This window comes from Terrabacter sp. Ter38 (assembly GCF_024519435.1).
Taxonomy (GTDB): Bacteria; Actinomycetota; Actinomycetes; order Actinomycetales; family Dermatophilaceae; genus Terrabacter.
The window spans coordinates 404180-427747 of sequence record NZ_JALJRZ010000003.1; the positions used below are offsets into that span (position 1 = coordinate 404180).

Genomic DNA, 23568 nt, shown 5'->3' on the forward strand with positions numbered 1-23568 from the left:
CTCGGTGCGTGTGGGTCGCGGGGCCGCGGAATCGACGCTAACCGGGCACGCGATCACGGATAAAGAGCGGAATCTTAAGGACTTGTTCAAGAATTGCCATCCGGATGGCATGCTCGTCCAAGGAGGCGGATCCAACCATCCGTACTCGTTCCGAGGGGTCTGTTCGGACTACCATGGCCCCGCTCTGGGCGAGCATCGGCGGCGGCGCAGGCGAAGGCGTCGCCTGCACAGACAACAGTTCGGGGGGACGAGCACTCACATGGGTCTTGGTTGGGCCACCCACACCGGCGTAACACCGGGTGGCGTCGGCGCGATGGAGCGGATGGACGCTCCATCGCTTCGTGGGCTTGCGGCCCTCGCCGCGCGTGACGACAACGCGCGCGACGTGCTGCTGGCGCGCGTCAGGGACATGGCCCTGCGGTACTCCCGCGTCCGCCTCGGCCGCTTCGGCGCCGAGGACACAGCCCAGGACGTCGCCCAGGAGGTGTGCATGGCCGTCGTGACCGCCCTGCCGACCTACCAGGAGCGCGGGCTGCCCTTCGAGGCGTTCGTCTACACCATCATCTCCCGCAAGCTCGCCGACGCCCAGCGTGCCGCGATGCGCGGGCCCTCACCCGTGGCCGACGTCCCCGACGGACCCGACGACGGTCCGTCGCCCGAGTCCGTCGCCGTCATGCGAGACGACGCCGCCACGGCGATGGCCCTCATGCGGCAGCTGCCCAGCGCGCAGCGCGAGATCCTCACGCTGCGCGTCGCCGTCGGCATGAGCACCGACGAGACCGCGGCCGCGCTCGGCATGTCTGCCGGCGCCATCCGCGTCGCCCAGCACCGTGCTCTCACGAGGCTCCGCGCGATGCTCGCCGCGGCCGGGGCAGGTGGCGTCGCATGAACGAGCTGTCTCCCATGAGCGACCTCATCGCCGACGACCTGATGCTCGACCGCCTCGCCGGCCGCGTCGATGCCGGGTCCGAGCCGGTCTCCGCGTTGCTGGGTGCCCTCGCGGCCCACGCCGACACCCCGCTGCCCGCTCGCACCGGGCGACGACGGATCGCCAACAAGCACCGCTACCTCGGCGCCTTCGCGGCCCTCGCGATCGCAGCGTCCGGCGCCGGGGTCGCGGCGGCCGTCACGCTCCCGACCAACGGCCCGAGCAAGGCGGACCGGGCGCGCATCGAGCGGCAGATGGACGACAGCGCCCGCAGCAGCGCCCCGAGCGTCCTCCTGTCGAGGCTCGGCCTGCCCCATACCGACGGCACGACCTCCGCACGGGGCCTCGTGCTGGCGCGGCGCGACGACGGTCGGATCGTGCTGCTACCCGCGGCGGTCGCCGCAGCCGAGGTCGCCAGCCGCGGTGCCGTGGGGGGCACCCCCGGCGGATCGTCGCCCGTCGAGGCCCAGGAGCAGGGGGTCAACAGGGTCCCTGGGAAGGGGACGGGCGTCGTCCGGGGCGGTGGGCCCGGCGGGGGCGACAACGGGACCAACCCGAAGCGGAGCGCCGCAGGCGGCGCAGACGCCGCTGCCGACGCTGCGGCGGCCGCTGACGCCGACGTGTCGGAGCAGCTGGTCGACCCCCCGACCGGCACCCCGCAGCCGAAGGTCAAGGGCGGCAAGGGCGGCAAGGGCGGCAAGGGCACGCCGGGCGGCACCGGCAACGGTGGTGCCAAGGGCCGCACGTCCCCCGTCACGCCGACGCAGATGGCGACGTCCACCCCGGCGCCAGCCGCGTCGACGACGTCGTCCGGACGCTCGGCGCGGCCGGCGAAAGGTCGGCCCTAGCCGTCCGTCACCGCACCCACGCTGCTGGCCGCGGACCGATCCAGTACGACGGGTAGGTCCTGCGGTCCCACGGGGCATAGACGACCGAGTCGACCTCGTTGGTGACGGGGTTCATCTCGATGATGCGCACGGGGTTCGTGACGCGGTCGTGCATCGCCAGCAGGAACGAGTTGACGACGTTGCCGGTCGGCGTGGTGTCGACCCGGCTGGCGCTCGTGCCGGTGTGTCCCGAGACGACGATCTTGATGTTCGGGTAGCGCTGGACGAGGTTGTCGTAGAGGTATTGCGGGCTGGTCGCCCCGTAGTCGACACGGTTGTAGATGCTCCCCGAGGCCGTGAGGTAGCTGTGCGTCACGATGACGACGTTGTGGTGCGGGTGTGACTCGACGACGGACCTGGCCCAGTCGACCACGGCACGTCGTGGCCACAGCTCGAGGTTCAGCACGAGCCACTGCCGGCCACCGGCGCTGAAGACGTTGAACTGGTTGTCGACCTTGCCGTACTCGTACTGCCCGGCCATGTCGGCGAGCCCGGCACCCAGGTAGGCGTTGAAGACCCTGGTGTCCCGCACGGTCAGGTAGGTCGTCGGCGGGTCGGCCGCACTTCCGCCGATCCCGACCGCGGCCGTGTCGTGGTTGCCGGGGCTCAGGGAGTAGGGGATGCGACCCGCGAGCGGTGCCAGGGCCGCGCGGGCGTTGACGTACTGGTTGTGGTCGGCCGTGTCCCAGCTGACGACGTCACCGGTGTGGGTGACGTACGCGATCCCGAGCCGGTCCTTGTTGGCGATGAGCCACTTGATCCGCTGGCCGAAGCGCAGGTCGGTGGAGCGGTACACCTCCTCCTGGGTGTCGGGGATGACCGCGATCGAGACGACCGGCACGAGCGAGGGCTTGCCGAGGTCGAAGGCGACGCGCTCGTCCTTCCAGCCTGCCGCGCGCAGCGACGAGCGGTCGCTCGCCGAGGTGACGTAGCGATGGACCCCCGAGCCGCTCGTGAAGCGCCACACCGGCAGCGTGCACGTCGACGCCGACGTCGCCGCGTAGAAGACGACGCCCTGGTCGACGTAGCCGCCGCGCTTTGCCGCCGTGATCTCCGCCGTCACGAGCGTGTAGAGGTAGTCGTGGTTCGTCGACCGGTACAGCCGGTGCACCCCGGCCAGGGACGTGCCCGGCGCCTGGGCGGCGGACATCGAGTACGGCCGCACCGTGGTCCATCCGCCCGAGTACGCGCCGAGCGTCTGGTCGATGCCGCGCGTGAGGTGCTGCGCCCCGGTTGTGGGGTTGATGCTGTCGAAGACCTTGCGCGTGAAGGACGCACAGCTCGGCGCCGACGTTGCCGGCTCGGCGGGTGCGACGACGAGCGCGGCGGTGACCGCCAGGGCTGCGAGCCCTGCTGTCGATGCGAATGCACGCCTGCGTCGGGTTGTGATCATGAGCGACCTTTCTCACATCCCCCCGAAAAGAGAGATTACGATGATTCGGAGTGACAATTCGGGCATCGCCCGGGGAGTCTCGCCAGATGGGCAACCGCGTCGGCCCGGGGTGGAGCGGCCCGTCTGGGGCCTCGCGGGCCCCGCCCGAGGGCCGTTCGGGCCGACCTCCGCGTGCCCGTAGAATCGGGCAATGAGCCTCGGATCGTCTGACGTGCCCGCCGCCTTCGCCCCGATGGGGCTGACCTACGACGACGTCCTGCTCCTGCCGGGCTACAGCGACCTCGCCCCCCAGGACATCGACACGACGACGCGCCTGACGCGCGAGCTGTCGATCCGGTCGCCGCTCATCTCGGCGGCGATGGACACCGTCACCGAGGCCCGGATGGCCATCGCGATGGCGCGCCAGGGCGGTCTCGGCGTCCTGCACCGCAACCTCTCGATCCAGGACCAGGCCTACCAGGTCGACCTCGTCAAGCGGACCCAGACCGGGATGATCTCCAACCCGATCACCATCGGCCCCGACCGCACCCTCGAGGAGCTCGACACGATCTGCGGTGAGTACCGCGTCTCGGGTCTGCCCGTCATCGGTGACGACAAGAAGCTCATCGGCATGGTGACCAACCGCGACCTGCGCTTCACGCCCGTCGCCGAGTGGGCCACGACGCTCGTGAGCGACGTCATGACCCCGATGCCGCTCATCACCGGCCCGGTCGGCATCGGCCGCGACGAGGCGACGGCTCTGCTGCGTCAGCACAAGCGCGAGCGCCTGCCGATCGTCGATTCCGAGGGCCACCTCGCCGGGCTCATCACGGTCAAGGACTTCGTCAAGGGCGAGCAGTTCCCCGACGCGAGCAACGACGCCGACGGCCGACTCATGGTCGGTGCGGCCATCGGCTACTTCGGCGACGCGTGGGAGCGCGCCACCACCCTCATCGAGGCCGGCGTCGACGTGCTCGTGGCCGACACCGCCCACGGCCACGTGCGCCTGCTCATCGAGATGGTCGCGCGCCTCAAGAGCGATCCCGCGACCCGTCACGTCCAGGTCATCGGCGGCAACGTCGCCACCCGCGACGGCGCCCAGGCGTTCGTCGACGCCGGGGCCGACGCCGTCAAGGTCGGCGTGGGTCCGGGCTCGATCTGCACGACGCGCATCGTCACCGGGGTGGGTGCCCCGCAGGTCACGGCGGTCCACGCGGCCGCCCAGGCGTGCAAGCCGGCCGGCGTGCCGGTCATCGCGGACGGCGGCCTCCAGTACTCCGGCGACATCGCCAAGGCCATCGTCGCCGGGGCCGACGCCGTCATGGTCGGCTCGCTCCTCGCCGGCTGCGAGGAGAGCCCCGGAGAGCTGATCTTCGTCAACGGCAAGCAGTTCAAGGCCTACCGTGGCATGGGCTCGCTCGGCGCGATGAGCAGCCGGGGCAAGAAGTCCTACTCCAAGGACCGTTACTTCCAGGCCGAGGTCGACTCCGACGACAAGATCGTGCCCGAGGGCATCGAGGGTCGCGTGGCCTACCGTGGTCCGCTCGCGGCCGTCGCCCACCAGATGCTCGGTGGCCTGCGCCAGTCGATGTTCTACGTCGGCGCGCGCACGATCCCCGAGCTGCAGGACAAGGGCCAGTTCGTGCGCATCACGTCGGCCTCGCTCAAGGAGAGCCACCCGCACGACATCCAGGGCATCGTCGAGGCGCCGAACTACTCGATCGGCTGACCCCGCCGCCGGGCCACCCGGCGCACCACCCGATGACGTATGCCGTCCCGCGGAGCCCGCGGGACGGCATACGTCCGCTCGTGGGCGGGTCGGTAGGATCGGCCGGTGACCGAGATCGAGATTGGCCGAGGCAAGCGCGGACGGCGCGCCTACTCCTTCGACGACATCGCCGTCGTGCCCTCCCGGCGCACGCGCGACCCCGAGGAGGTCTCGGTGTCGTGGCAGATCGACGCGTACCACTTCGACATCCCGGTCATGGCGGCGCCGATGGACTCGGTCGTGTCGCCCGAGAGTGCGACCGTGCTCGGCAAGCTCGGCGCCCTGCCGGTGCTCGACCTCGAGGGCCTCTGGACCCGCTACGAGGACCCGACCGCGCAGCTGCGTGAGATCGCCGAGATCGAGCCGGAGGCCGCCACCGCGCGCATGCAGCAGATCTACGCCGAGCCGATCAAGCCCGAGCTCATCACCGAGCGCCTGCGCCAGCTGCGCGAGGCCGGCGTCACGGTCGCCGGCGCCCTGTCGCCGCAGCGCACGCAGCAGCACTGGAAGACCGTCGTCGACGCCGGCGTCGACCTCTTCGTCATCCGTGGCACGACGGTGTCGGCCGAGCACGTCTCGGGTCGCGCGGAGCCGCTCAACCTCAAGCGCTTCATCTATGAGCTCGACGTGCCCGTCATCGTCGGCGGCGCCGCGTCGTACACCGCGGCCCTGCACCTCATGCGCACTGGGGCGGCCGGTGTCCTCGTCGGCTTCGGCGGTGGCGCGGCGCACACGACCCGCACGGCCCTCGGCATCCACGCCCCGATGGCCTCGGCCGTCGCCGACGTCGCCGCCGCTCGCCGCGACTACCTCGACGAGTCCGGCGGCCGCTACGTCCACGTCATCGCCGACGGTGGCGTCGGCACCTCCGGCGACATCGTCAAGGCCGTCGCGTGCGGCGCCGACGCGGTCATGCTCGGGTCGGCCCTCGCCCGGGCGACCGACGCCCCCGGCGGCGGCTACCACTGGGGCCCCGAGGCCCACCACCAGCAGCTGCCGCGCGGCGAGCGCATCGCGCTCGGCACCCAGGCCTCCCTCGAGGAGATCCTCTTCGGCCCGGGCCGACAGGCCGACGGTGCCACCAACGTCATCGGAGCCCTGAAGCGGGCGATGGCCACGACCGGCTACTCCGACGTCAAGGAGTTCCAGCGCGTCGAGGTCGTCGTCTCGCCCTACCTCGGCAACTGATCAAGGCCCGTTCCCGCCGGCGGGCGGACATGCGTGCACCTGTGCCCTGGGCTGAGCCGGCCCGATGTCGCTGTGTGCTCCGGTTCGGTTCGAGGTCAGCGATGCCACCGTCGGTGGCCATCAGCGCGGTCCGCTCCTGATGATCTCGGCTCACAAGCCGAGCTGGTCACTAAGCACCGGTTTGAGCTTGAGCGCATACGTGCTCGTGATGTGGTTGGTGTCGCGGTAGACAATGACGTTGCGGATGACGAGGGGGCAGGTCTGGCCGTCGCAGAAGTAGGGGCGCAGATCGACGTAGTGCGCACCGGTCGCTGCGGTGGCTGTCTTCCAGCCCTGGTTGCGACCGCCGATCGACGGTGTCATCGGCCCGACGCAGGTGCTCATCGTCGCCTTCTTCGAACCGAGACACTTCCCGGCATCTTGCTCGAGCACACGGACGTCTCCGATCACCGACACCTGGGCCGCCGGCAACGCACGGTGCAGACGGGAGAGCATCCGCTCGGCGCCTCCGGCGAACTGAGCGAAGTCCTGCCCCGCCGGGATCGGTCCGTTCCGGTTCGCGTCGACCAGCGGCGTTCCCAGGTAGCCGCTGATGACGACCTTGAGCGGCTTGATGGCCTTGATCTGGTCCAGCGCCCACGAGCGCCACTGGGTGCACTCGACGTAGGGCCGACCCTTGTACCACTCCAGGCTGTCCACCGGCACGCAGCTGGCCTTGGTGAAGGTGATGATCTTGTAGCCCCGCTCCTTGGCGAGCTCCTCGAGCGGCCGCATCCACATCCCGATGTGGGAGTCTCCCCAGAGCACGATCGTCCGCGACGACGTGACGTCCCCGACGGGGCAGATCTGGTTCGTCAGGTCCTGCGCCTTGGAGGCCGAGCAGGCGCCGGGCGGGAACGTGATGTCGCTGAAGAGCTTCGTCAGGGTTGGTTGCAGTGTCTGAGGCAGCGGGGCATCTGCTCGCGCGAGTCCGGCCGCAACAGCCACGTCGGAGATCAGCAGGTCCTTCTCTCCCGGCCCCTTCTGGCCCGCTGACCGTGCCGGCTGCCGGTAGGCCGCTGCGGTCAGGGCTGCGTCGGCCCGGGCCTGACCGGCGTCATAGGCCTGCACGCTGACCACGCAGCCCAGCACCACGGCGACGGCCGCCGGCCACAGCAGGAGGGCACGGGTGACCCGGCGTCGGCCCGCGCGCACGGCGTGGCGCCGGTCCGCGCGTGAGGCGCCGGCGAGAGCGGCGGCGGACCGCCGGGCGTCGGTGCTGGAGGTGCCCATCGGCTGGTGGAAGGGAGACTCGACCCATCGGTAGCTGAGCCACGCCAGAACGACCGCGACGGCCAAGGCCGACAGCCGCTCGGCCAGGCTGAGGTCACGGACCAGGTAGGCCTCCGGCAGGATCAGCAGGGGCCAGTGCCACAGGTAGAGCGAGTACGAGATGTTGCCGAGGAACCGCATCGGGCGGGTGTCGAGCAGCAGGCGAGCGCCGGTCCTCGGTCCGTCGATGCCACCCCCCAGGACCAGGGCGGCACCCATCACCGGAAGGGCCGCGTGCGAGCCGGGGAACGGTGTCGTGGAGTCATAGGTGCAGGCGGCCACCAGGATGGCGAGAAGCCCGCCCCACGAGGCCAGCGCCTTGACAGCATCCGGCAGGCGGGCGATGCCGGCTGCCGACAGTGCCAGCAGGGCCCCGACGCTGAGTTCCCACGTGCGGGTGAAGGTGGAGTAGTAGGCCATCTGCGGGTTGGCGTCAGTGCGGTACACCGACCAGGCGAACGAGGCGAGGGCCAGCAGCAGCACGAGCGCTCCGGCGCGGCGGAGGGCCACGGCACGAGTTGCCGGACGCGACGTTCCCCCGGTCCCGCGACCCCGGGCGCCGAGGTACATGACCAGCCCCACGAGCGCCGGCCACACGAGGTAGAACTGCTCCTCCACGGCCAGCGACCAGAAGTGCTGGACCGGCGAGACGAAGGCGCTGGTCGAGAAGTAGTCGGTGCCGGCGAGCGCGTAGTTGATGTTGGCCGAGAAGAGCGCCGCCGCGCCGACGTCCTTGAGCACCAGGTGCAGGTTGTTCGAGGTGTAGACCGCTGCCGACGCGATGCAGATGCTGACGAGCGCCACCGTGGCGGCCGGCAGGATGCGGAGCGCCCGGCGGGCGTAGAAACCGGCGATGGAGACGCGGCCGCTCCGACTGACTTCGCGTGCAAGGATCCCCGTGATCAGGAAGCCGGAGATGACGAAGAAGACGTCGACACCCACGTAGCCGCCGGCGAAGCCGGCGATCTTGGCATGGCTGAGCATGACCAGGAGCACCGCGACGGCGCGCATCCCCTGGATGTCACCGCGTCGGCGTGTCGGGGGCTCGTTCCGGGCCGGCCTGAGTGGAGACTGCTCGGGTCGACGGAGCGTCGCCGGGACAAGCTCGGACACACTTCTCCATTTCTGCCGACTCTGCGTACTCGGTGATCGCCGGTCACACTACCGGTCGGACGGCGTGCCTCTGTGACGCGCGCCGATGAGGCGCCGCCCGAGGTCCTCCCACGTCGGCCGTGACGCACCGCTGTGGCGCTCGTTACTGTCAGTAGCCTCCGGCTCGTCCGCTGCCTAGGGTGGGGGCATGGAGTTCGACCACGACGTCGTCGTCATCGGGTCCGGTTTCGGCGGGTCCGTGGCCGCGCTGCGTCTCGCCGAGAAGCGCTACCGCGTCCACGTCTACGAGGCCGGCCGCCGCTTCGAGGACGACGACTTCGCCCGGACGAGCTGGGACGTGCGCCGCTACCTCTGGGCGCCACGCCTCGGCCTCTTCGGGGTCCAGCGCATCCACCGGCTGCCCGACTGCCTCGTCCTCGCGGGCGCCGGGGTCGGTGGTGGGTCGCTCAACTACGCCAACACCCTCTACGTGCCGCCGGCGCCGTTCTTCCGTGACCGCCAGTGGGGGCACATCACCGACTGGCAGGCCGAGCTCGCGCCGCACTACGCGACGGCCCAGCGGATGCTCGGGGTGACCGTCAACCCGTGCGACGGCCCGGTCGAGCAGCTGATGCGCGACACGGCGACCGACCTCGGCGTCGGCGGGACGTTCCGCAAGACCCCGGTCGGCGTCTTCTTCGGCGAGCCCGGCAAGCGCGTCCCGGACCCCTACTTCGGGGGTGAGGGGCCGGCCCGCACCGGGTGCACCGAGTGCGGCAACTGCATGGTCGGCTGCCGCGTCGGTGCCAAGAACACCCTCGTCAAGAACTACCTCGCGCTCGCCGAGCGACGCGGTGTCACCGTCGAGCCGCTGCGCACGGTGACCCGGGTGCGGCCGCTCGACCCGGCTGCGCCGGAGCAGGGGTATGCCGTCACGACCGTCCGCAGCGGCTCCTGGGGTCGGCGTCGGGCGGGGGAGCGCACCGTCACGGCCGGCCAGGTCGTCGTCGCGGCGGGGGCGTGGGGCACGGCCCAGCTGCTCCACGCCATGAAGGCCGAGCCCGAGGGGCGGGGGCTGCCGCACCTGTCGGACACGCTCGGGGAGCTGACCCGGACGAACTCCGAGGCCCTCGGTGGGGCGATGACGGCCCGGGTGCCCGAGGGCGTCGACCTGACGCGAGGGGTGGCGATCACGTCGAGCTTCCACGTCACCGACACGACACACGTCGAGAACTGCCGCTACGGCAAGGGTTCCAACCTCATGGGAGCGCTCGCCGTCATGCAGGTCGACGGCGGCGGACGGGTGCCGCGCTGGGTGCGTTTCGCCGGCACCGTCGCGCGCCACCCGTCGGTCTTCGCCCGGTCGCTGTCGAGCCGGCGCTGGAGCGAGCGCACCGTCATCGCCCTCGTCATGCAGAGCAGCGACAACTCGATCAAGGTGCGACGCCGGCGCGGGCTCCTCGGGTGGCACCTGACCTCGACGCAGGGCCACGGCGAACCCAACCCGACCTACATCCCCGAGGGCAACGTGGCCGTGCGCGCCATGGCGTCGCGGCTCCAGCGCACGACGGGCGAGCGGGCCTGGCCCGGGTCGTCCGTCGGTGAGGTGCTCGACATCCCGATGACGGCGCACTTCCTCGGGGGCGCGGTCATCTCCGACACGCCGGAGCACGGGGTCGTCGACCCCTATCAGCGGGTGTGGGGCTACCCGGGCCTGCACGTGCTCGACGGGTCGGCCGTCTCGGCGAACCTCGGGGTCAACCCGAGCCTGACCATCACGGCGCAGGCCGAGCGGGCCGTGTCGCTGTGGCCGGTGAACGGCGAGGCCGACCGGCGCCCGGCCCAGGGCGAGGCCTACCGACTCGTCGACGCCTGAGCCCGTCCCGCTGCCGGGCCGCCACCCCGTGTGCGGTCAACGGTGTCCTGACCCCCACTGGCGCACACACGACCGGACAACCCCAGCGCGGAGCGCCGGCGTTCGGATCGGGGCGCACCCGCCCGGGAGGTGAGGGAGGGTGAGGCCGTCACCCCTCAGAGACGGCCCCACCCGGCGGTGCGGGCTAGCAACCGGTCGAGAAACAGCCCGGCACCGCGCTGACAACGACGCAGCCCGAAGGGGGTTACGGCATCTGTCGTTTATTTGCCGAAGTTGTCAGAACTCTTCTCGCACGGGGTGACGACGGGGCCACTCGACGTGATCGTCGAGTGGCCCCGTCGGCCCAGTGCCGATTCGTCCCGGCCGGCGTCAGCGAGCGGGCTGCGGCTCGTCACGCCACGAGCGCCACAGGGCGGCATACGCCCCGTCCGCCTCGAGCAGCTCGTCGTGCGAGCCGATCTCGCTGATGCGCCCGTCCTCGACGACGCACACGCGGTCGGCGTCGTGCGCGGTCATGAGCCGGTGCGCGATGGCGACCACGGTGCGGCCGTCGACGACGGCGGCGAGCGATCGTTCGAGGTGGCGGGCTGCCCGCGGGTCGAGGAGCGAGGTCGCCTCGTCGAGGACGAGCGTGTGCGGGTCGGCGAGGACGAGCCGTGCGAGCGCGAGCTGCTGCGCCTGCGGCTCGGTGAGCCGGTGGCCGCCGGAGCCGACGACCGTGTCGAGCCCGTCGGGCAGCTCGAGCGCCCAGCCGCGCGCGTCGACCGCGGCGAGGGCCTCGAGCAGCTGCTCGCGGGAGGCCTCAGGGCGGGCGAGACGCAGGTTGTCCTCGAGCGACCCGACGAAGACGTGGTGCTCCTGCGTCACGAGGGCGACCTGGCCGCGCAGCTGCGCGAGCTCGAGGTCGACGAGGCGGACGCCGCCGACGTCGACCCGGCCCTGGCGCGGACCGTCGATGCCGGCCATGAGCCGTCCCAGGGTCGACTTGCCTGCTCCGGAGGGCCCGACGATGGCGAGGCGTTCGCCGGGCTGGAGGTCGAGCGAGACGCCACGCAGCACGTCACGACCCGCGCGGTAGGAGTAGTGGACGTCCTCGACCTCGAGGTGGTCGTCCTCCGGCTCCTCGCCGGTCGCGGAGCGGTCGGCCGGGACGTCGGCGATGCCGATGACGCGGGCGAGCGAGGTCGCACCGACCTGGATCTCGTCGAGCCACGAGATGAGCTCGTCGAGCGGCCCGGCCATCTGCTGGACGTAGAGGGCCACGGCCGTGACGGTGCCGGCCGTCGCGACGTCACGAGAGATGAGGTAGCCACCCCACAGGAGGGTCACGGCGACGGGCGCGAAGAAGGCGAACTCGACGGAGGGGAACCACCGCATCCGCAGCTTCAGCGTGTACAGCTCGGCGTCGTAGCAGTCGTGCAGCGCGTCGTCCATGCGCTGCCGGCGACGGCTGCGCAGGCCGAGGGCGTCGACGGTGCGGGCGCCGTCGGCCGACTCCGTCACGACACCGTTGAGCACCGCGTACGTCGCGCGCTCGCGCAGGTAGCCGTCCGGCGCGTACCGCAGGTAGCGCCGCGTCGACACCACGAGGATCGGGACCCCGACGACGACGGCGAGCGCGACCTGCCACCCGGTGAGGAAGGCCGCGACGACGGTGATCGTCGTCGTGACGGCGCCGACGAAGATCGACGGGATGCCGAAGCGAATGACCTGCGAGAGGGCCTCGACGTCGTTCGTGGTCCGCGAGACGAGGTCGCCCGTGCCGGCACGCTCGACGGTCGAGAGGGGCAGCTCGACGACGCGGCCCATGAACTGCTCGCGCAGCTCGGCGAAGATCGTCTCGCCCATGACGAACGAGGCGCGCCGGGCGAACCACGTGACGACGGTCTGGACGACGACCGCACCGGCGATCCAGAGCGCGAGCCGGTTGACGACCTCGAGGGACCGGCCGTGGCTGATCTCGTCGACGAGCAGGCCGATGACGCGGGGCGCCACGAGCGCCGCGCAGGCGGCGACGGCATGCAGGCCGATGACGGTGAGCAGGCTGCCTCGGTGGCGGCGGAGCAGGCCGCGCGTGTGGTCCTTGACCGAGTCCATGTCGGCCACGGGAAGGGTGCGCGTGGACGGCGCTGGTGTCAGCGACATCAGTCCTCCTCTCCTCGGACGACGGTCCGTCGGTAGTCGGGAACATCTGCCATGAGCCGGCTGTGGGTGCCGGTCGCGGCGACCGTGCCGCCCCGGAGGAAGACGACGTGGTCGGCCTGGTCGAGGATGAGCGGGCTCGCCGACATGACGACCGTCGTGCGTCCGGCGCGGGCCGCGGTCAGGCGACCGGCGATGCGGGCCTCGGTGTGGGCGTCGACGGCGCTCGTGGGCTCGACGAGCACGAGGGTGTCGGCCCGGGTGAGCAGGGCGCGGGTCAGGGCGAGCCGCTGGCGCTGGCCGCCGGAGAAGGCACGGCCGCGCTCCTCGACCTCGTTGTCGAGACCGCCGGGCAGCGCCTCGAGCACGTCGTCGCCACTCGCCACCGACAGGGCGTCGAGGATCGAGGCGTCGTCGTGGTCACCCCACGGGTCGAGCTCGTCGCGCAGCGTGCCGGTGAAGAGGCGTGGGTCGGTCTCGGACACGACGACCCGGCGGCGCACCGCGGCCAGCGAGGCGTCGGCCAGGCGCGTGCCGTCGAGCCGCACGTCCGTCTCTCCGGCACCGAAGCGGCCGAGCCGGTCGGCGAGGGCTGCGGACTCCTCCGGGCGTGCCGACACCACGACGGTGAACCGGCCGGGTTCGATCGTGACGCCGCTGCGCGGGTCGTAGAGGCGGGCGGGTCCGGAGGGCAGCGGCTGGGCGTCCGGCGTCTCGACGTGGTCGGGCTGGATGCGCAGGATCTTCGTCAGCTTGCGGGCACCGATGTGGGCGCGGGTCGCCCGGTCGACCATCTCGGTCGCCGTGCGGAGCGGGATGACGAGGAAGGCGGTGTAGCCGTAGAAGGCGACGAGCTGCCCTGCCGTGATCTCGCCCGCGATGGCGAAGCGTGCCCCGAGCCACACGACGACGAGGACGAACAGCCCGGGCAGCAGCACCTGTGCGGCGTCGAGCGCCGCCTGGTAGCCCGCCACCCGGTTGCCCACCTGGCGCACGGACTGCGACTGGACGGCATACCTGCTCAGGAACGTGTGCTCGCCGCCGATGCCGCGCAGCACCCGCAGCCCGGCGACCGTGTCGGCGCCGAGCCCGATGAGCTTGCCGGACTCCTCGCGCTGGGCGAGCTGGCGCGCCTGGAGCGGGCGGACGATGAAGGTGAGGCAGGCGACGAGCACCGGGACGCCGATGAGGACGACGAGGCCGAGCGGGGTCGAGGCGCCGAGCAGGATGAGCGCGACGACGACGTAGGACACGACGGCGCCGGCGAAGCGGGCCAGCACGTCGTAGAGGCCGCCGATGCGCATCGCGTCGGAGCTGACGGTCGCGACGACGTCGCCGGTCGGGACCGAGCGCGACAGGGCCTCACCGGTGTCGGCCGCCTTGTGACCGATGAGCTGGGCCGAGCGGAAGGCGCCCTGCATCCAGTTGGCGACGGCGTACTTGTGCCGCATCGCGCCGGACAGGGCGCTGATCGTCACGAGACCGAGGAGGATGCCGCACCACTGCAGGAGCGAGCCCGGGTCGCCACCGATGATGCCCTCGTCGATGGCCTTGCCCATCGCGGCGGGGAAGAGTGCCTGGCTCACGAGCCACACGATGCCGAAGGCGATGGCGACGACGAGGGTGCGCCACTGGCCCTTGCCGACCCAGCGGAGGTAGGCCGTCGGGCTGGTCAGGTCGGGAGTGCCGGGGTCGGCGTGGGGCAGCGAGATCACTTGGTTCATCGTACGTTCGGCGCGGGTATGCCTCATGCCATTTTTCGTCACGGTCACGGGGCCGACCGTAGGAGTTCAAGCATGCTGGAGGTCAACCACGAGGGCGTATGCCGTGTGGCCGCCTCGAGGTCAGGGCGTGGGGTCCTGACCCGAGCGGTCAAGGGCCTCGGACAGCTCGTCGACCTCGAGGGTCTCGGGGTCGACGAGGCGGTTGCGGTAGGCCGCCCGGGCGACGAGGTGTGCGGACACCGGGGAGGTGAAGAACTGCGTCGCGGCGAGCAGGACGAGCGTCGTGACCGCCGCCCACGTGCGTAGCGTCAGGGCGAGCCCGGCGAGGATGAGGATGAGGCCGAGGGTCTGCGGCTTCGTCGCCGCGTGCAGGCGGGAGAGCGTGTCGGGGAAGCGGATGAGGCCGACGGCCCCGGCCATGCAGAGGAACGAGCCGAGCAGGAGGCACACGGCTCCGGCGACGTCGAGGGCGGACGACCACGTCATGACTGCTCCCGCCCCTCGGGCTGCTGTCGTGGCTCCGGGTGGTCGACCTCGACGGCGTCGTGCTCGTCGGAGTCACGGGACATGAAGCGGGTGACGGCGACGCCGCCGACGAAGCCGACGAGGCCGAGGATCATGAGCAGCGGCAGGTAGGTCGTCGTCCGCTGGCGGGCCGACTCGAGCGCGACACCGGCGATGACGATGACGAGGAGGATCTCGGCGGCGATGATGCGGTCGAGGTTGCTCGGGCCACGGAAGAGGCGCACGAGGACGAGCGCCGCCGCGGCGCCGAGCATGACGAGCGAGATGCCGAGGACGATGGTCACGGGCGCTCCTCCCCGTCGCGGGGGCTGGTGTCGTCGAGGCCCGGGCCCTCGGTGGCGTCGAGGTGGTCGCCTGCACCCCGAGGGGCGCTCGCCGAGCCGGTTGCCCGCGGACCGCCCGCCTCGAGCGCCGCGATCTCCTCACGCGACCCGAGGGCCCGGACGACGCGCCGCTCGATCGCGAGGACGTGGGCCCGCTGTGCCTCGATGGCGCTCTCGCCCGTGACGTCGAGCAGGTGCAGGTAGAGCACCGACGTCGAGCGCCGGGCGTCGACGACGACCGAGCCGGGCACGAGGGCCACGAGCTCGGCGGTCAGGGTGAGGTAGAAGTCCGATCGCGAGCGCAGCTGCACCTCGATGACGGCGTTGCGCAGGCGCCGACGCCCGAAGGCGAGGCGCATGACCTGCCACGAGGCGCCGACGAGGTCGACGAGGAAGTGTGCGATGAGCAGGAGCACGCGGTGCGGTCGCAGCCGCCCTTGGAACTCGATCGAGGGGAGTGGGAACGCATACGTCACGAGCAGGCCGACGAGGACGCCGTTGACGACGTTGCCCCACGTGAGGCGGTCCCACAGCAGCACCCAGGCGAGGGCGATCGTCGCAACGGCACGCGGCTGCAGCACCCGCCGCCGACGGCGCGGCGACTCGGGCTCCTGCGGGGCCGTGGCCGTCCTGATGTCGGTCATCGGCGGACCTCCACGGGAAGGACGCTCGTGACGTAGGGGTCGCGGCTCATGAGGTCGGTGGCCGCGCGCTGGGTGTAGGCGAAGAGCGGTCCGGCGACGACGGTGATGAGCAGCCCGACGACCGTCATGGCGGCGGTGGCTCCGAGCATGGTGCGGGGCAGCGCTCGGGGGCCCGTGTCGACGCGGACGGTGTCGACGAGGACGGTGCCGGCGGGGTCGGCGCCCGGCTCGACGTCGCGGGTGCCGGCCTCGATGGCGGCTGCCGTCTCGGTCGAGCGCGGGGCGTCGGCGAGCGTGCGCCAGAACGCCTGGCTCCAGACCTTGGTCAGGGCGTAGAGGGTCAGCAGGCTCGTGACGATGCCGCCGACGACGAGCAACCAGGCGAGTGGCGTGCCGAGCTCGATCCCGGCGCCCAGCAGCCCGACCTTGGCGAGGAAGCCCGAGAGCGGCGGGATGCCAGAGAGGTTCATCGCCGAGACGAAGAACAGGGTCGCGAGCACGGGGGAGGCCACGGCGAGGCCGCCGAGACGGTCGAGCGACGTCGTGCCGGCGAGGCGTTCGACGAGGCCGGTGATGAGGAAGAGCGCCGTCTGGATCGTGATGTGGTGCGCGACGTAGAAGATCGCACCGGCGGTGCCCTCGGGCGTCGCCAGCGCGATGCCGAAGATCATGTAGCCGATGTGGCTGACGAGCGTGAACGACAGGATCCTCTTGAGGCCCGACTGGGACACGGCGCCGAGGATGCCGATGACCATGGTGAGCAGCGCGGCCCACATGAGCAGTCCCTGCAACGGCGAGTCCGGGAAGAGCAGCGTCTGGGTGCGGATGATCGCGTAGACGCCGACCTTCGTCAGCAGGCCGGCGAAGACGGCCGTGACCGGCGCCGGGGCGGTCGGGTAGCTGTCGGGCAGCCACGCCGACATCGGGAAGACGGCGGCCTTGATGGCGAACGCCGTGAGCAGCGAGAGCTGGAGCACGAGCGCGACACCGGGGGCGAGGTCGCCGATGCGGATCGCCAGCTGGGCGAGGTTGACGGTGCCGGTCGCGGCATACGCGGCGGCGATGGCGACGAGGAAGAGCGCGGAGCTGAGCAGGCTGACGACGACGTACGTCGTGCCCGCGTGGATGCGCGCGGCCGAGCCGCCGAGCGTGATGAGGACGTACGAGCTGAAGAGGAGGATCTCGAAGCCGACGAAGAGGTTGAAGAGGTCTCCGGCGAGGAACGCGTTGGCGACACCGGCCGAGAGCACGAGGTAGGTCGGGTGGAAGATCGTGAGCGGGGTCTCGCTCTCCCTCTCGTCGTCGCTGTCGGCCTGGCCCTGCCCGATGGCGAAGACGAGCACGAGCAGCGTGACGATGCCCGAGACGAGGAGCATGAGGGCGCTGAGGCGGTCCGCGACGAGCGAGATGCCGAGAGGCTCCTGCCACGCGCCGAGCCACAGCACCTGCGGGCCGTTGACGTCGGTCTGCCACACGAGGACGCCGGCGACCGCGACGACGGCGGAGAGCACGGCGATGCTGACGCTGCGCTGCAGGCGCGGGGACCGGCGGAAGGCGAGGGTCAGGGCCGCGCCGAGGAGCGGGAGCAGCACGGGCAGCGGCACGAGGTTGGGCACGGCGATGTCGGAGAGGTTCATGGGCGGGGGCTCCCGTCGCCGTCCGCGAGCTCGTCCGACGTCGTCGTCGACTCCTCGGACGGGTCGTAGGTCGAGGACGTCTGGTCCTCGAGGGCGAGGCGCTGGATGCGGGCGTCCTCGGCGTCGTCGGGCACGTCGTCGGTGCCCGAGATCTGCCACAGGCGGTAGGACAGGGCGAGCAGGAAGCCGATGGTCGCGAGGGAGATGACGATCGCCGTCAGCACCATGGCCTGTGGCAGCGGGTCGCTGATCGCTGCGGGGTCCTCGCCGACGAACGGTGCACGCCCGGCTCGCCCGCTGATGACGAGGTAGAGCACGGCGATGCCGTTGCCGATGAGCACCATGCCGAGCAGGACGCGCACGAGGCTGCGGTCGAGCGCGAGCGCCGTGCCGGCGGCGACGAGCCCGACGGTGACGAGGACGAGGGTGATGTTGGGCTGGAGCGTCGACTCGATGAGGCCGGGGGCGAGCGTCGTCATGGGCGAGCCACCTCCCCCCGATCGCCCCAGGAGGCGTCGGTCTCCTCGGTCTCCGCGTCCTCCTCCTCCTGGGCGATCTGCCGGTCGATGCCGGTGCCGAGGCTGCGGACGATGTCGAGCATCATGCCGACGACGATGAGGTAGACGCCGATGTCGAAGACGAGCGATGTCACGAGGTGCACCTCGCCCCACGGTGGGAGCGTGAAGTCGACGGCCGTCGTCTCGAGGATGGTCCCGCCGAACGCGAGGGGTGCGAGGGCGGAGCCGACCGCGACGAGCAGGCCGAGGCCGACGAGCAGCCCGGCGTCGAACGGCGCGGCCTCGTCGAGCTCGTAGCGGCCTCCCGCGAGGTAGCGCACGACGAGCGCGAGTCCCGCGACGAGCCCGCCGGCGAATCCGCCACCGGGCTGGTTGTGGCCGGCGAAGAGGAGGAAGAGTGAGGCCGCGAGCATGATGTGGAAGACGAGCCGCGTCACGACCTCGAAGATGACCGAGCGCTTCTCCTTGCGCATCGTCCGCCCCCCGTGCAGCCACGTGCCGCGGCTGGCATTGGTCGACGGCAACGACTTCGACGTCGCCCGGGAGAGCCGGGTGTTGCGGGTGCGGACGAAGATGAGGCTGGCGATGCCGGTCGCGGCGGCCACGAGGACCGACACCTCGCCGAGTGTGTCCCAGGCGCGGATGTCGACGAGCGTGACGTTGACGATGTTCTTGCCGTGGCCGAACGCGTAGGCCTCAGTGGGGAACCCGGCAGACACGGGCACGGCGGTGCGGCCCCCGGAGGCCACCAGCGCGATGGCTCCGACGGAGGCCCCGACGGCCACACCGAGCGCGATGCGCCACGTGCGCGAAGGCGAGTGGGGGTGGCGGGTGAACTTCGTCGGCAGGCGGCGCAGCGCGAGGACGAAGACGACGAGCGCCACCGTCTCGACGAGCATCTGGGTGATCGCGAGGTCGGGAGCCCCGTGGAGGATGAAGAGCAGCGAGACGCCGTAGCCGGTCGCGCCGACGAGCATGACCGCCGTGAGCCGGCGGCGGGTCACGAGCACGAGCACCGCGGCGGTCACGACGACGACCCCGACGACGGCCTGCCCCGGGTTGTCCCAGAGCCGGACGTCCGGGACCGTGCCGCGGGTCACGGCCGCGAGACCCGGCAGGGCGACGAAGACGATGAGGATGCCGGCGAGGTAGATCGGGAGCGAGCCGCGTTGGGTCACGGCGGTCGTCTCGACGGCCCCGCGGTCGACCCACCGCAGCGTGCGGGCGAAGCCGCGCTCGCCGTCGACGAGCGACGGAACGCCGGACTGCACCCGGGCGACGAGGTCGCGCTGGGCGAAGAGGACGAGCCCGACGGCCACCGACACGAGCGAGAGCATCAGCGGCACCGTCAGGCCGTGCCACAGGGCGAGCGACTGCGGCTCGGCTCCGACGGGGAAGCCCACGGCATACGGGAGCAGCCACCGGGACTCGAGTGGCGACAGGAGGCCGACGAGCAGGCACGCCACACCGAGCAGCACCGGTGCGAGGACGAAGCCGGGGTGGGCGGCCTTGACGGGCGTCGGGGCGACGCCGGGCTTGGTGGCGAAGGTGCCCCAGAGGAAGCGCGCCGTGTAGGCGACGGTCAGGGCCGACCCGGCGACGACCCCGGTGATCGCCAGCCAGCTCCACGGAGCCGGGAGCGGCGCGGAGGTCTGGACGTCCTCCCAGAGCGACTCGAGCGCGCTCTCCTTGGACACGAACCCGGCCAGCGGCACGATGCCGGCCATCGAGAGACCGGCGAACGTCGCCGGCACGGCGACCGGGAGCAGCCGACGCCCGACGCCGGACAGCTCGCGCAGGTCGCGGGTGCCGGTGCACTTGTCGACCACCCCGACGGTGAGGAAGAGCGTCGACTTGAAGAGGGCGTGCGCGATGACGAGGGCCAGCGCCGAGAGCGCGGACGCCTTGGTGCCGAGACCGGCGATGGCGACGATGAAGCCGAGCTGGCTCACGGTGCCGTACGCGAGGAGCAGCTTGATGTCGTGCTGGCGCAGGGCACGCCACCCGCCGACGAGCATCGTGAAGAGGCCGAGGCCCACCGTCAGGGCGTGCCAGGCCGGGGCCCCCGCGAAGGCCGGGGCGAGCAGGGCCACGAGGTAGATGCCGGCCTTGACCATCGCGGCTGCGTGGAGGTAGGCGCTGACCGGCGTCGGCGCGGCCATGGCGCCGGGAAGCCAGAAGTGGAACGGCACGAGCGCCGACTTCGACAGGGCGCCGACGAGCAGCAGCACGACGGCGGTCACGGTGAGGGTGTCGAGCGGCGGCGGGTCGGCGATCAGCGCCGAGATCGAGTAGGTGTGGTGGACCCCGAGGATGATGATGCCGACGAGCATCGCGAGGCCGCCGAACGTCGTGACGATGAGCGCCTGCATCGCCGCGCGCCGGTTGGTCGAGCTCGCCGGGTTGTGGCCGATGAGCAGGTAGGAGAAGACCGTCGTCAGCTCCCAGAACACGTACAGCACGAGAAGGTTGTCGGTGAGGACGAGGCCGAGCATGGCGCCCGCAAAGGCCGTGAACACCGAGGTGAAGCGCCACAGCGTCGGATCGCGGTCGGTGAAGTACCACGTGCAATAGAGCAGGACGAGCGCGCCGACGCCGGTGACGAGAAGGCCGAGCACCCACGAGAGCGTCGTGACCCGGAAGTCGAGATCGATCCCGAGACCGGGCACCCACGAGATCCGTTGTGTCGGAAGGTTGCCCGCGCGGACGTCGTTCGAGACGGAGACGAGCCAGACGAACGACACGGCGGGGGCGAGCGCGAGGACGGGGAAGGCCTTCGTGCGCAGGACCTTGGCCAGCCACGGCGCGAGGGCGGCGGCGAGCAGGTGCAGGAGCAACAGTTGCGCCACGGCGGCCCCTCGGTCGTCGGGTGTGTCGAGCTCGGTCCAGTTCTGCGTCGGTCGTGAGCCAATCCTAAGTGCAGCGAAGGGCCCCGCCGACCACTGGTCGGCGGGGCCCTTCCTGTCAGACGCGGATCCGGACGACTCCGGACCGCGGTGCTGGATCGTCCCGGTCGGGACGTCCCGTCACTTCGGGGCGACGAGGACGTTGAGCGAGCCGCCCTGCTTCGACGTGCCGACGACGCGGATCGTCGTGCCCGTCTTCGGCACGTCGACGCCGTACCAGCCGGGCTGGTAGCGACCCGGGTGCGAGCCCGTCGCACCGTGCTGGTCGCTGTTGAACCACCACGTCTTCGTGTCGTCGAAGACCGGCTGGGCCGGCTTCGAGGCCACGGTCCCGGCGGTGCCGTCGGCCGGGTTGTGCAGCGTGATCGCGTCGGTGGCCTCGAGCCCGAAGGTCGAGTCGTAGGACAGGATCCGGTTGCGCATCAGCGTGCCGTTGGCCCAGTGCGTGAACTCCGGGTGGGCGTCGACCGGCAGGACGAGGCCGGACCCCGGGTGGTCACCGACGTTGTTGTCGTTCTGCGAGGTGTCCCAGTAGTTGATGAGCAGCCCGTTCTGGTACGGGTAGCTCTCGACGTAGTCCGGCTTCGTCGGGAACCCGAAGTTGTAGGCCGTCTTCAGGGAGGTGTCGTAACCGTCGTACTGGCGGTTCTCGGCGATGTACGCGTTGAAGAAGGCTCGCTGCACCGATCCGGGCGTGGCCCGGAAGCCGCTGCCGTCCGCCGGCGTGAACGTCCAGCCGGCCGCGGTCTCGGCGCCGTCGAGCGGCTGGCCCGTGATCGCGATGGCGTCGACCTGGAGGCCTGGCGGCGGGGTGTCCACCCCGGGCTGCCCGACCTGCGCCCCGTCGGCCTTGTAGCGGAACTGCACCAGAACGGTCTTGCCCGCCCACGGCGAGAGGTTCGCCGTCAGGTCGGTCCACGACGCCTTGACGCCGGTGATGCCCTGGCCGAGGTTGTTGCCGTTCGGGTCGGTCGTGCGCGACAGGCTCGTCGGCACCTGGCTCCACGTGGCACCGTTGTCGGCCGAGACCCGCAGGTAGGCGTAGTCCCAGTCCTCCTCGATGTTGTAGCGGACCTTGGCGGCGAGGTTCACCGTGCCGGCGGGCAGGGCCACCGACCTCGTCATCGTCGTGTCGAGGTCGTCGGCCGCGTCGCTGTAGTACATCTTCGAGCCCTCGTAGGGGTCGCCGAGCTCGAGGGGCACCATCTTGTCCGGCAGCACCGTGAAGAGGGCCTGCGCCTGCTTCGTCGCCGGCACGTTGGAGCCGAGGGTGTGCGAGGAGCGCTTGCCGGCCTTCGCGACGTCGTAGAAGGGCCCCTGCTTGCCTTGCGGCTGGAGCCAGCCGAGCTGGAAGAGCTCGTAGGCGCCGAGGTCGGTCGGGTCGTCGCCGATCCCGTCCGGGCCGCCGTCGCCGATGTTGGCGCCGGAGCTCATGAGAGTCCAGAAGGCCGTGTTGTTCTCGGCGCCGCCGGTGTTGCCGGAGGTGTCGTAGAGGTCCGGCAGGCCGAGGTCGTGGCCGAACTCGTGCGCGAACACGCCGAGGCCGCCGTTCTCCGGCTGCATCGTGTAGTCGCCGACCCAGACGCCCGTCGGGTTGTTCGGCACCAGGGAGCTCGAGACGAGGCCCGCGTTGCTGCCGACGTTGACCCCCGCCCCGAGCGGCCCGCCGCCCTGGACGGACGCGAAGGAGCGGTGGCTCCAGATGGCGTCGGTGCCCTGGTTGGGATCGCCGGCGGCCTCGTCACCACCCGCGTGGACGATCTGGAAGTGGTCGATGACGCCGTCGGGCTCGTTGAAGTTGCCGTCGCCGTCGATGTCGTAGCGGTCCTGCTGGTCGAACGTCTTGAGGTACGTCTGGACCTGGGCCATCGTCTGGCCGGCGTCGAGCTGGCTCTTGACCCAGACGGCGAGGGCGTCACGCACGAGCGCCGTCGAGGTGTTGCAGACGATGCTGCCGCAGTAGTTGCGGCCGTAGAGCGCCTCGTTGAAGGGCACCTTGACCCATTCGGTGACGTCGCCCTCGACCGAGTAGCGGCCCGAGGACTGGCGCTCGTAGTACTTCGCCATCCGGTTGAAGTACATGTCCTGGTAGTGAGCCCGGTTGTAGTCCGTCTGCCACAGCGTCGAGTTGTCGACGGCCCGGTTCGGCGCCGGGATCTCGTTGTGGCGCGGGCCGGTCACGTCGGTCGCGCTGCCGTCCGGCGGCGGCCCCTGGAAGATCGGGTTGGGATACTGCTGGTCGCCGAACTCGACGATGACGACGAAGATCTTGTCGGTGCCCTCGCGCTCGAGCTGGACGTGCTGTCCCTTGCCGAGCTTGGCGACCTTGCCCTGGGCGCTCGGGTCGCCCTTGAGGCGCTTCTCGAGCGCCTTCTGGCGCATGGCGTCCTGCTTCACCGCGAGCGGCGAGCGCAGGTTGTCGTTGCGGCCCTTGCCCGAGGCCGCGTTGTCGACCTTGGTCTTGCCGACGCTGGGAGCCGCTTGCACCGGTGACGCCGCGATGGCGCCGGTGACGAGGGCTCCGGTGGCGAGCAGGCCGATGAGCCTGTTACGCCGAGGGTGCACTGATTGCCTCACGAGACCGTCCCTAGAAGTGTGAGTTTCCTGTGGGATGCCGTGCTCGCCGGATGATCATCCGGTTGGACCCCCGAGGCCCGACTTTGGCATTGAAGGCCCTGTGAGAAGTCTGTGGCCGGTTGATCCACCGTCGTTATCAAAACGAGACCT

Annotated in this window: 16 protein-coding genes; 5 read left to right on the forward strand and 11 right to left on the reverse strand. The window is 71.1% G+C overall.

Features of this window, described 5'->3' with window-relative positions; genetic code table 11:
• Positions 1-259: 259 nt before the first annotated feature.
• Positions 260-889 (forward strand): sigma-70 family RNA polymerase sigma factor, encoded by a 630-nt coding sequence (locus NR112_RS09175; RefSeq protein WP_256793705.1) that lies wholly within the window; start codon positions 260-262, stop codon positions 887-889.
• Positions 886-1776: a hypothetical protein gene (locus tag NR112_RS09180; RefSeq protein WP_256793706.1), complete on the forward strand. Its 891-nt coding sequence runs from the start codon at positions 886-888 to the stop codon at positions 1774-1776. The genes NR112_RS09175 and NR112_RS09180 overlap by 4 nt, the downstream gene beginning before the upstream one ends.
• Before the next feature lie 7 nt (positions 1777-1783).
• Here the strand turns inward: NR112_RS09180 and NR112_RS09185 are convergent, their stop codons facing one another.
• Positions 1784-3208 (reverse strand): metallophosphoesterase, encoded by a 1425-nt coding sequence (locus NR112_RS09185; RefSeq protein WP_256793708.1) that lies wholly within the window; start codon positions 3206-3208, stop codon positions 1784-1786.
• A gap of 190 nt (positions 3209-3398) precedes the next feature.
• On the opposite strand from NR112_RS09185, the gene guaB reads away from it, so the two are divergent.
• Together guaB and NR112_RS09195 are read left to right on the forward strand one after the other, a co-directional pair.
• Positions 3399-4916: an IMP dehydrogenase gene (gene guaB / locus NR112_RS09190; RefSeq protein WP_256793709.1), complete on the forward strand. Its 1518-nt coding sequence runs from the start codon at positions 3399-3401 to the stop codon at positions 4914-4916.
• A gap of 105 nt (positions 4917-5021) precedes the next feature.
• A complete protein-coding gene (locus NR112_RS09195) occupies positions 5022-6143 on the forward strand; it encodes a GuaB3 family IMP dehydrogenase-related protein (protein ID WP_256793711.1) in 1122 nt (373 codons plus the stop codon).
• Between the two features lie 150 nt (positions 6144-6293).
• Here the strand turns inward: NR112_RS09195 and NR112_RS09200 are convergent, their stop codons facing one another.
• Positions 6294-8465 carry an acyltransferase family protein gene (locus NR112_RS09200; protein ID WP_256793713.1) on the reverse strand — a complete coding sequence of 724 codons (2172 nt, stop codon included), beginning with the start codon at positions 8463-8465 and terminating at the stop codon, positions 6294-6296.
• 289 nt (positions 8466-8754) lie between these two features.
• On the opposite strand from NR112_RS09200, the gene NR112_RS09205 reads away from it, so the two are divergent.
• Complete coding sequence (locus tag NR112_RS09205) at positions 8755-10422, forward strand: GMC oxidoreductase (protein WP_256793715.1); 1668 nt, start codon at positions 8755-8757, stop codon at positions 10420-10422.
• A 369-nt stretch (positions 10423-10791) separates the two neighbouring features.
• Here the strand turns inward: NR112_RS09205 and NR112_RS09210 are convergent, their stop codons facing one another.
• From NR112_RS09210 to NR112_RS09250, 9 genes are all read right to left on the reverse strand, one after another.
• Positions 10792-12567 (reverse strand): ABC transporter ATP-binding protein, encoded by a 1776-nt coding sequence (locus NR112_RS09210; protein ID WP_256793716.1) that lies wholly within the window; start codon positions 12565-12567, stop codon positions 10792-10794.
• Positions 12567-14279, reverse strand: a complete 1713-nt coding sequence (locus NR112_RS09215; RefSeq protein ID WP_256793717.1) for an ABC transporter ATP-binding protein — start codon at positions 14277-14279, stop codon at positions 12567-12569. Before NR112_RS09215 ends, NR112_RS09210 begins: the two co-directional genes overlap by 1 nt.
• Before the next feature lie 129 nt (positions 14280-14408).
• Complete coding sequence (gene mnhG / locus NR112_RS09220) at positions 14409-14774, reverse strand: monovalent cation/H(+) antiporter subunit G (RefSeq protein ID WP_056778258.1); 366 nt, start codon at positions 14772-14774, stop codon at positions 14409-14411.
• The gene (locus NR112_RS09225) at positions 14771-15097 is read right to left on the reverse strand and encodes a monovalent cation/H+ antiporter complex subunit F (protein WP_256793719.1); all 327 of its coding nucleotides are present in this window, start codon (positions 15095-15097) and stop codon (positions 14771-14773) included. The genes mnhG and NR112_RS09225 overlap by 4 nt, the downstream gene beginning before the upstream one ends.
• On the reverse strand, positions 15094-15780 hold the full coding sequence (locus NR112_RS09230; RefSeq protein ID WP_256793721.1) for a Na+/H+ antiporter subunit E: 687 nt from the start codon (positions 15778-15780) through the stop codon (positions 15094-15096). Before NR112_RS09230 ends, NR112_RS09225 begins: the two co-directional genes overlap by 4 nt.
• Positions 15777-17417 carry a Na+/H+ antiporter subunit D gene (locus NR112_RS09235; protein WP_256793722.1) on the reverse strand — a complete coding sequence of 547 codons (1641 nt, stop codon included), beginning with the start codon at positions 17415-17417 and terminating at the stop codon, positions 15777-15779. Before NR112_RS09235 ends, NR112_RS09230 begins: the two co-directional genes overlap by 4 nt.
• The gene (locus NR112_RS09240; protein WP_020144849.1) at positions 17414-17896 is read right to left on the reverse strand and encodes a Na(+)/H(+) antiporter subunit C; all 483 of its coding nucleotides are present in this window, start codon (positions 17894-17896) and stop codon (positions 17414-17416) included. Before NR112_RS09240 ends, NR112_RS09235 begins: the two co-directional genes overlap by 4 nt.
• Positions 17893-20784 (reverse strand): Na+/H+ antiporter subunit A, encoded by a 2892-nt coding sequence (locus NR112_RS09245; RefSeq protein WP_256793723.1) that lies wholly within the window; start codon positions 20782-20784, stop codon positions 17893-17895. The genes NR112_RS09240 and NR112_RS09245 overlap by 4 nt, the downstream gene beginning before the upstream one ends.
• Positions 20785-20961: 177 nt before the next feature.
• A complete protein-coding gene (locus NR112_RS09250) occupies positions 20962-23418 on the reverse strand; it encodes an immune inhibitor A domain-containing protein (protein ID WP_256793724.1) in 2457 nt (818 codons plus the stop codon).
• Between the last annotated feature and the right edge of the window lie 150 nt (positions 23419-23568).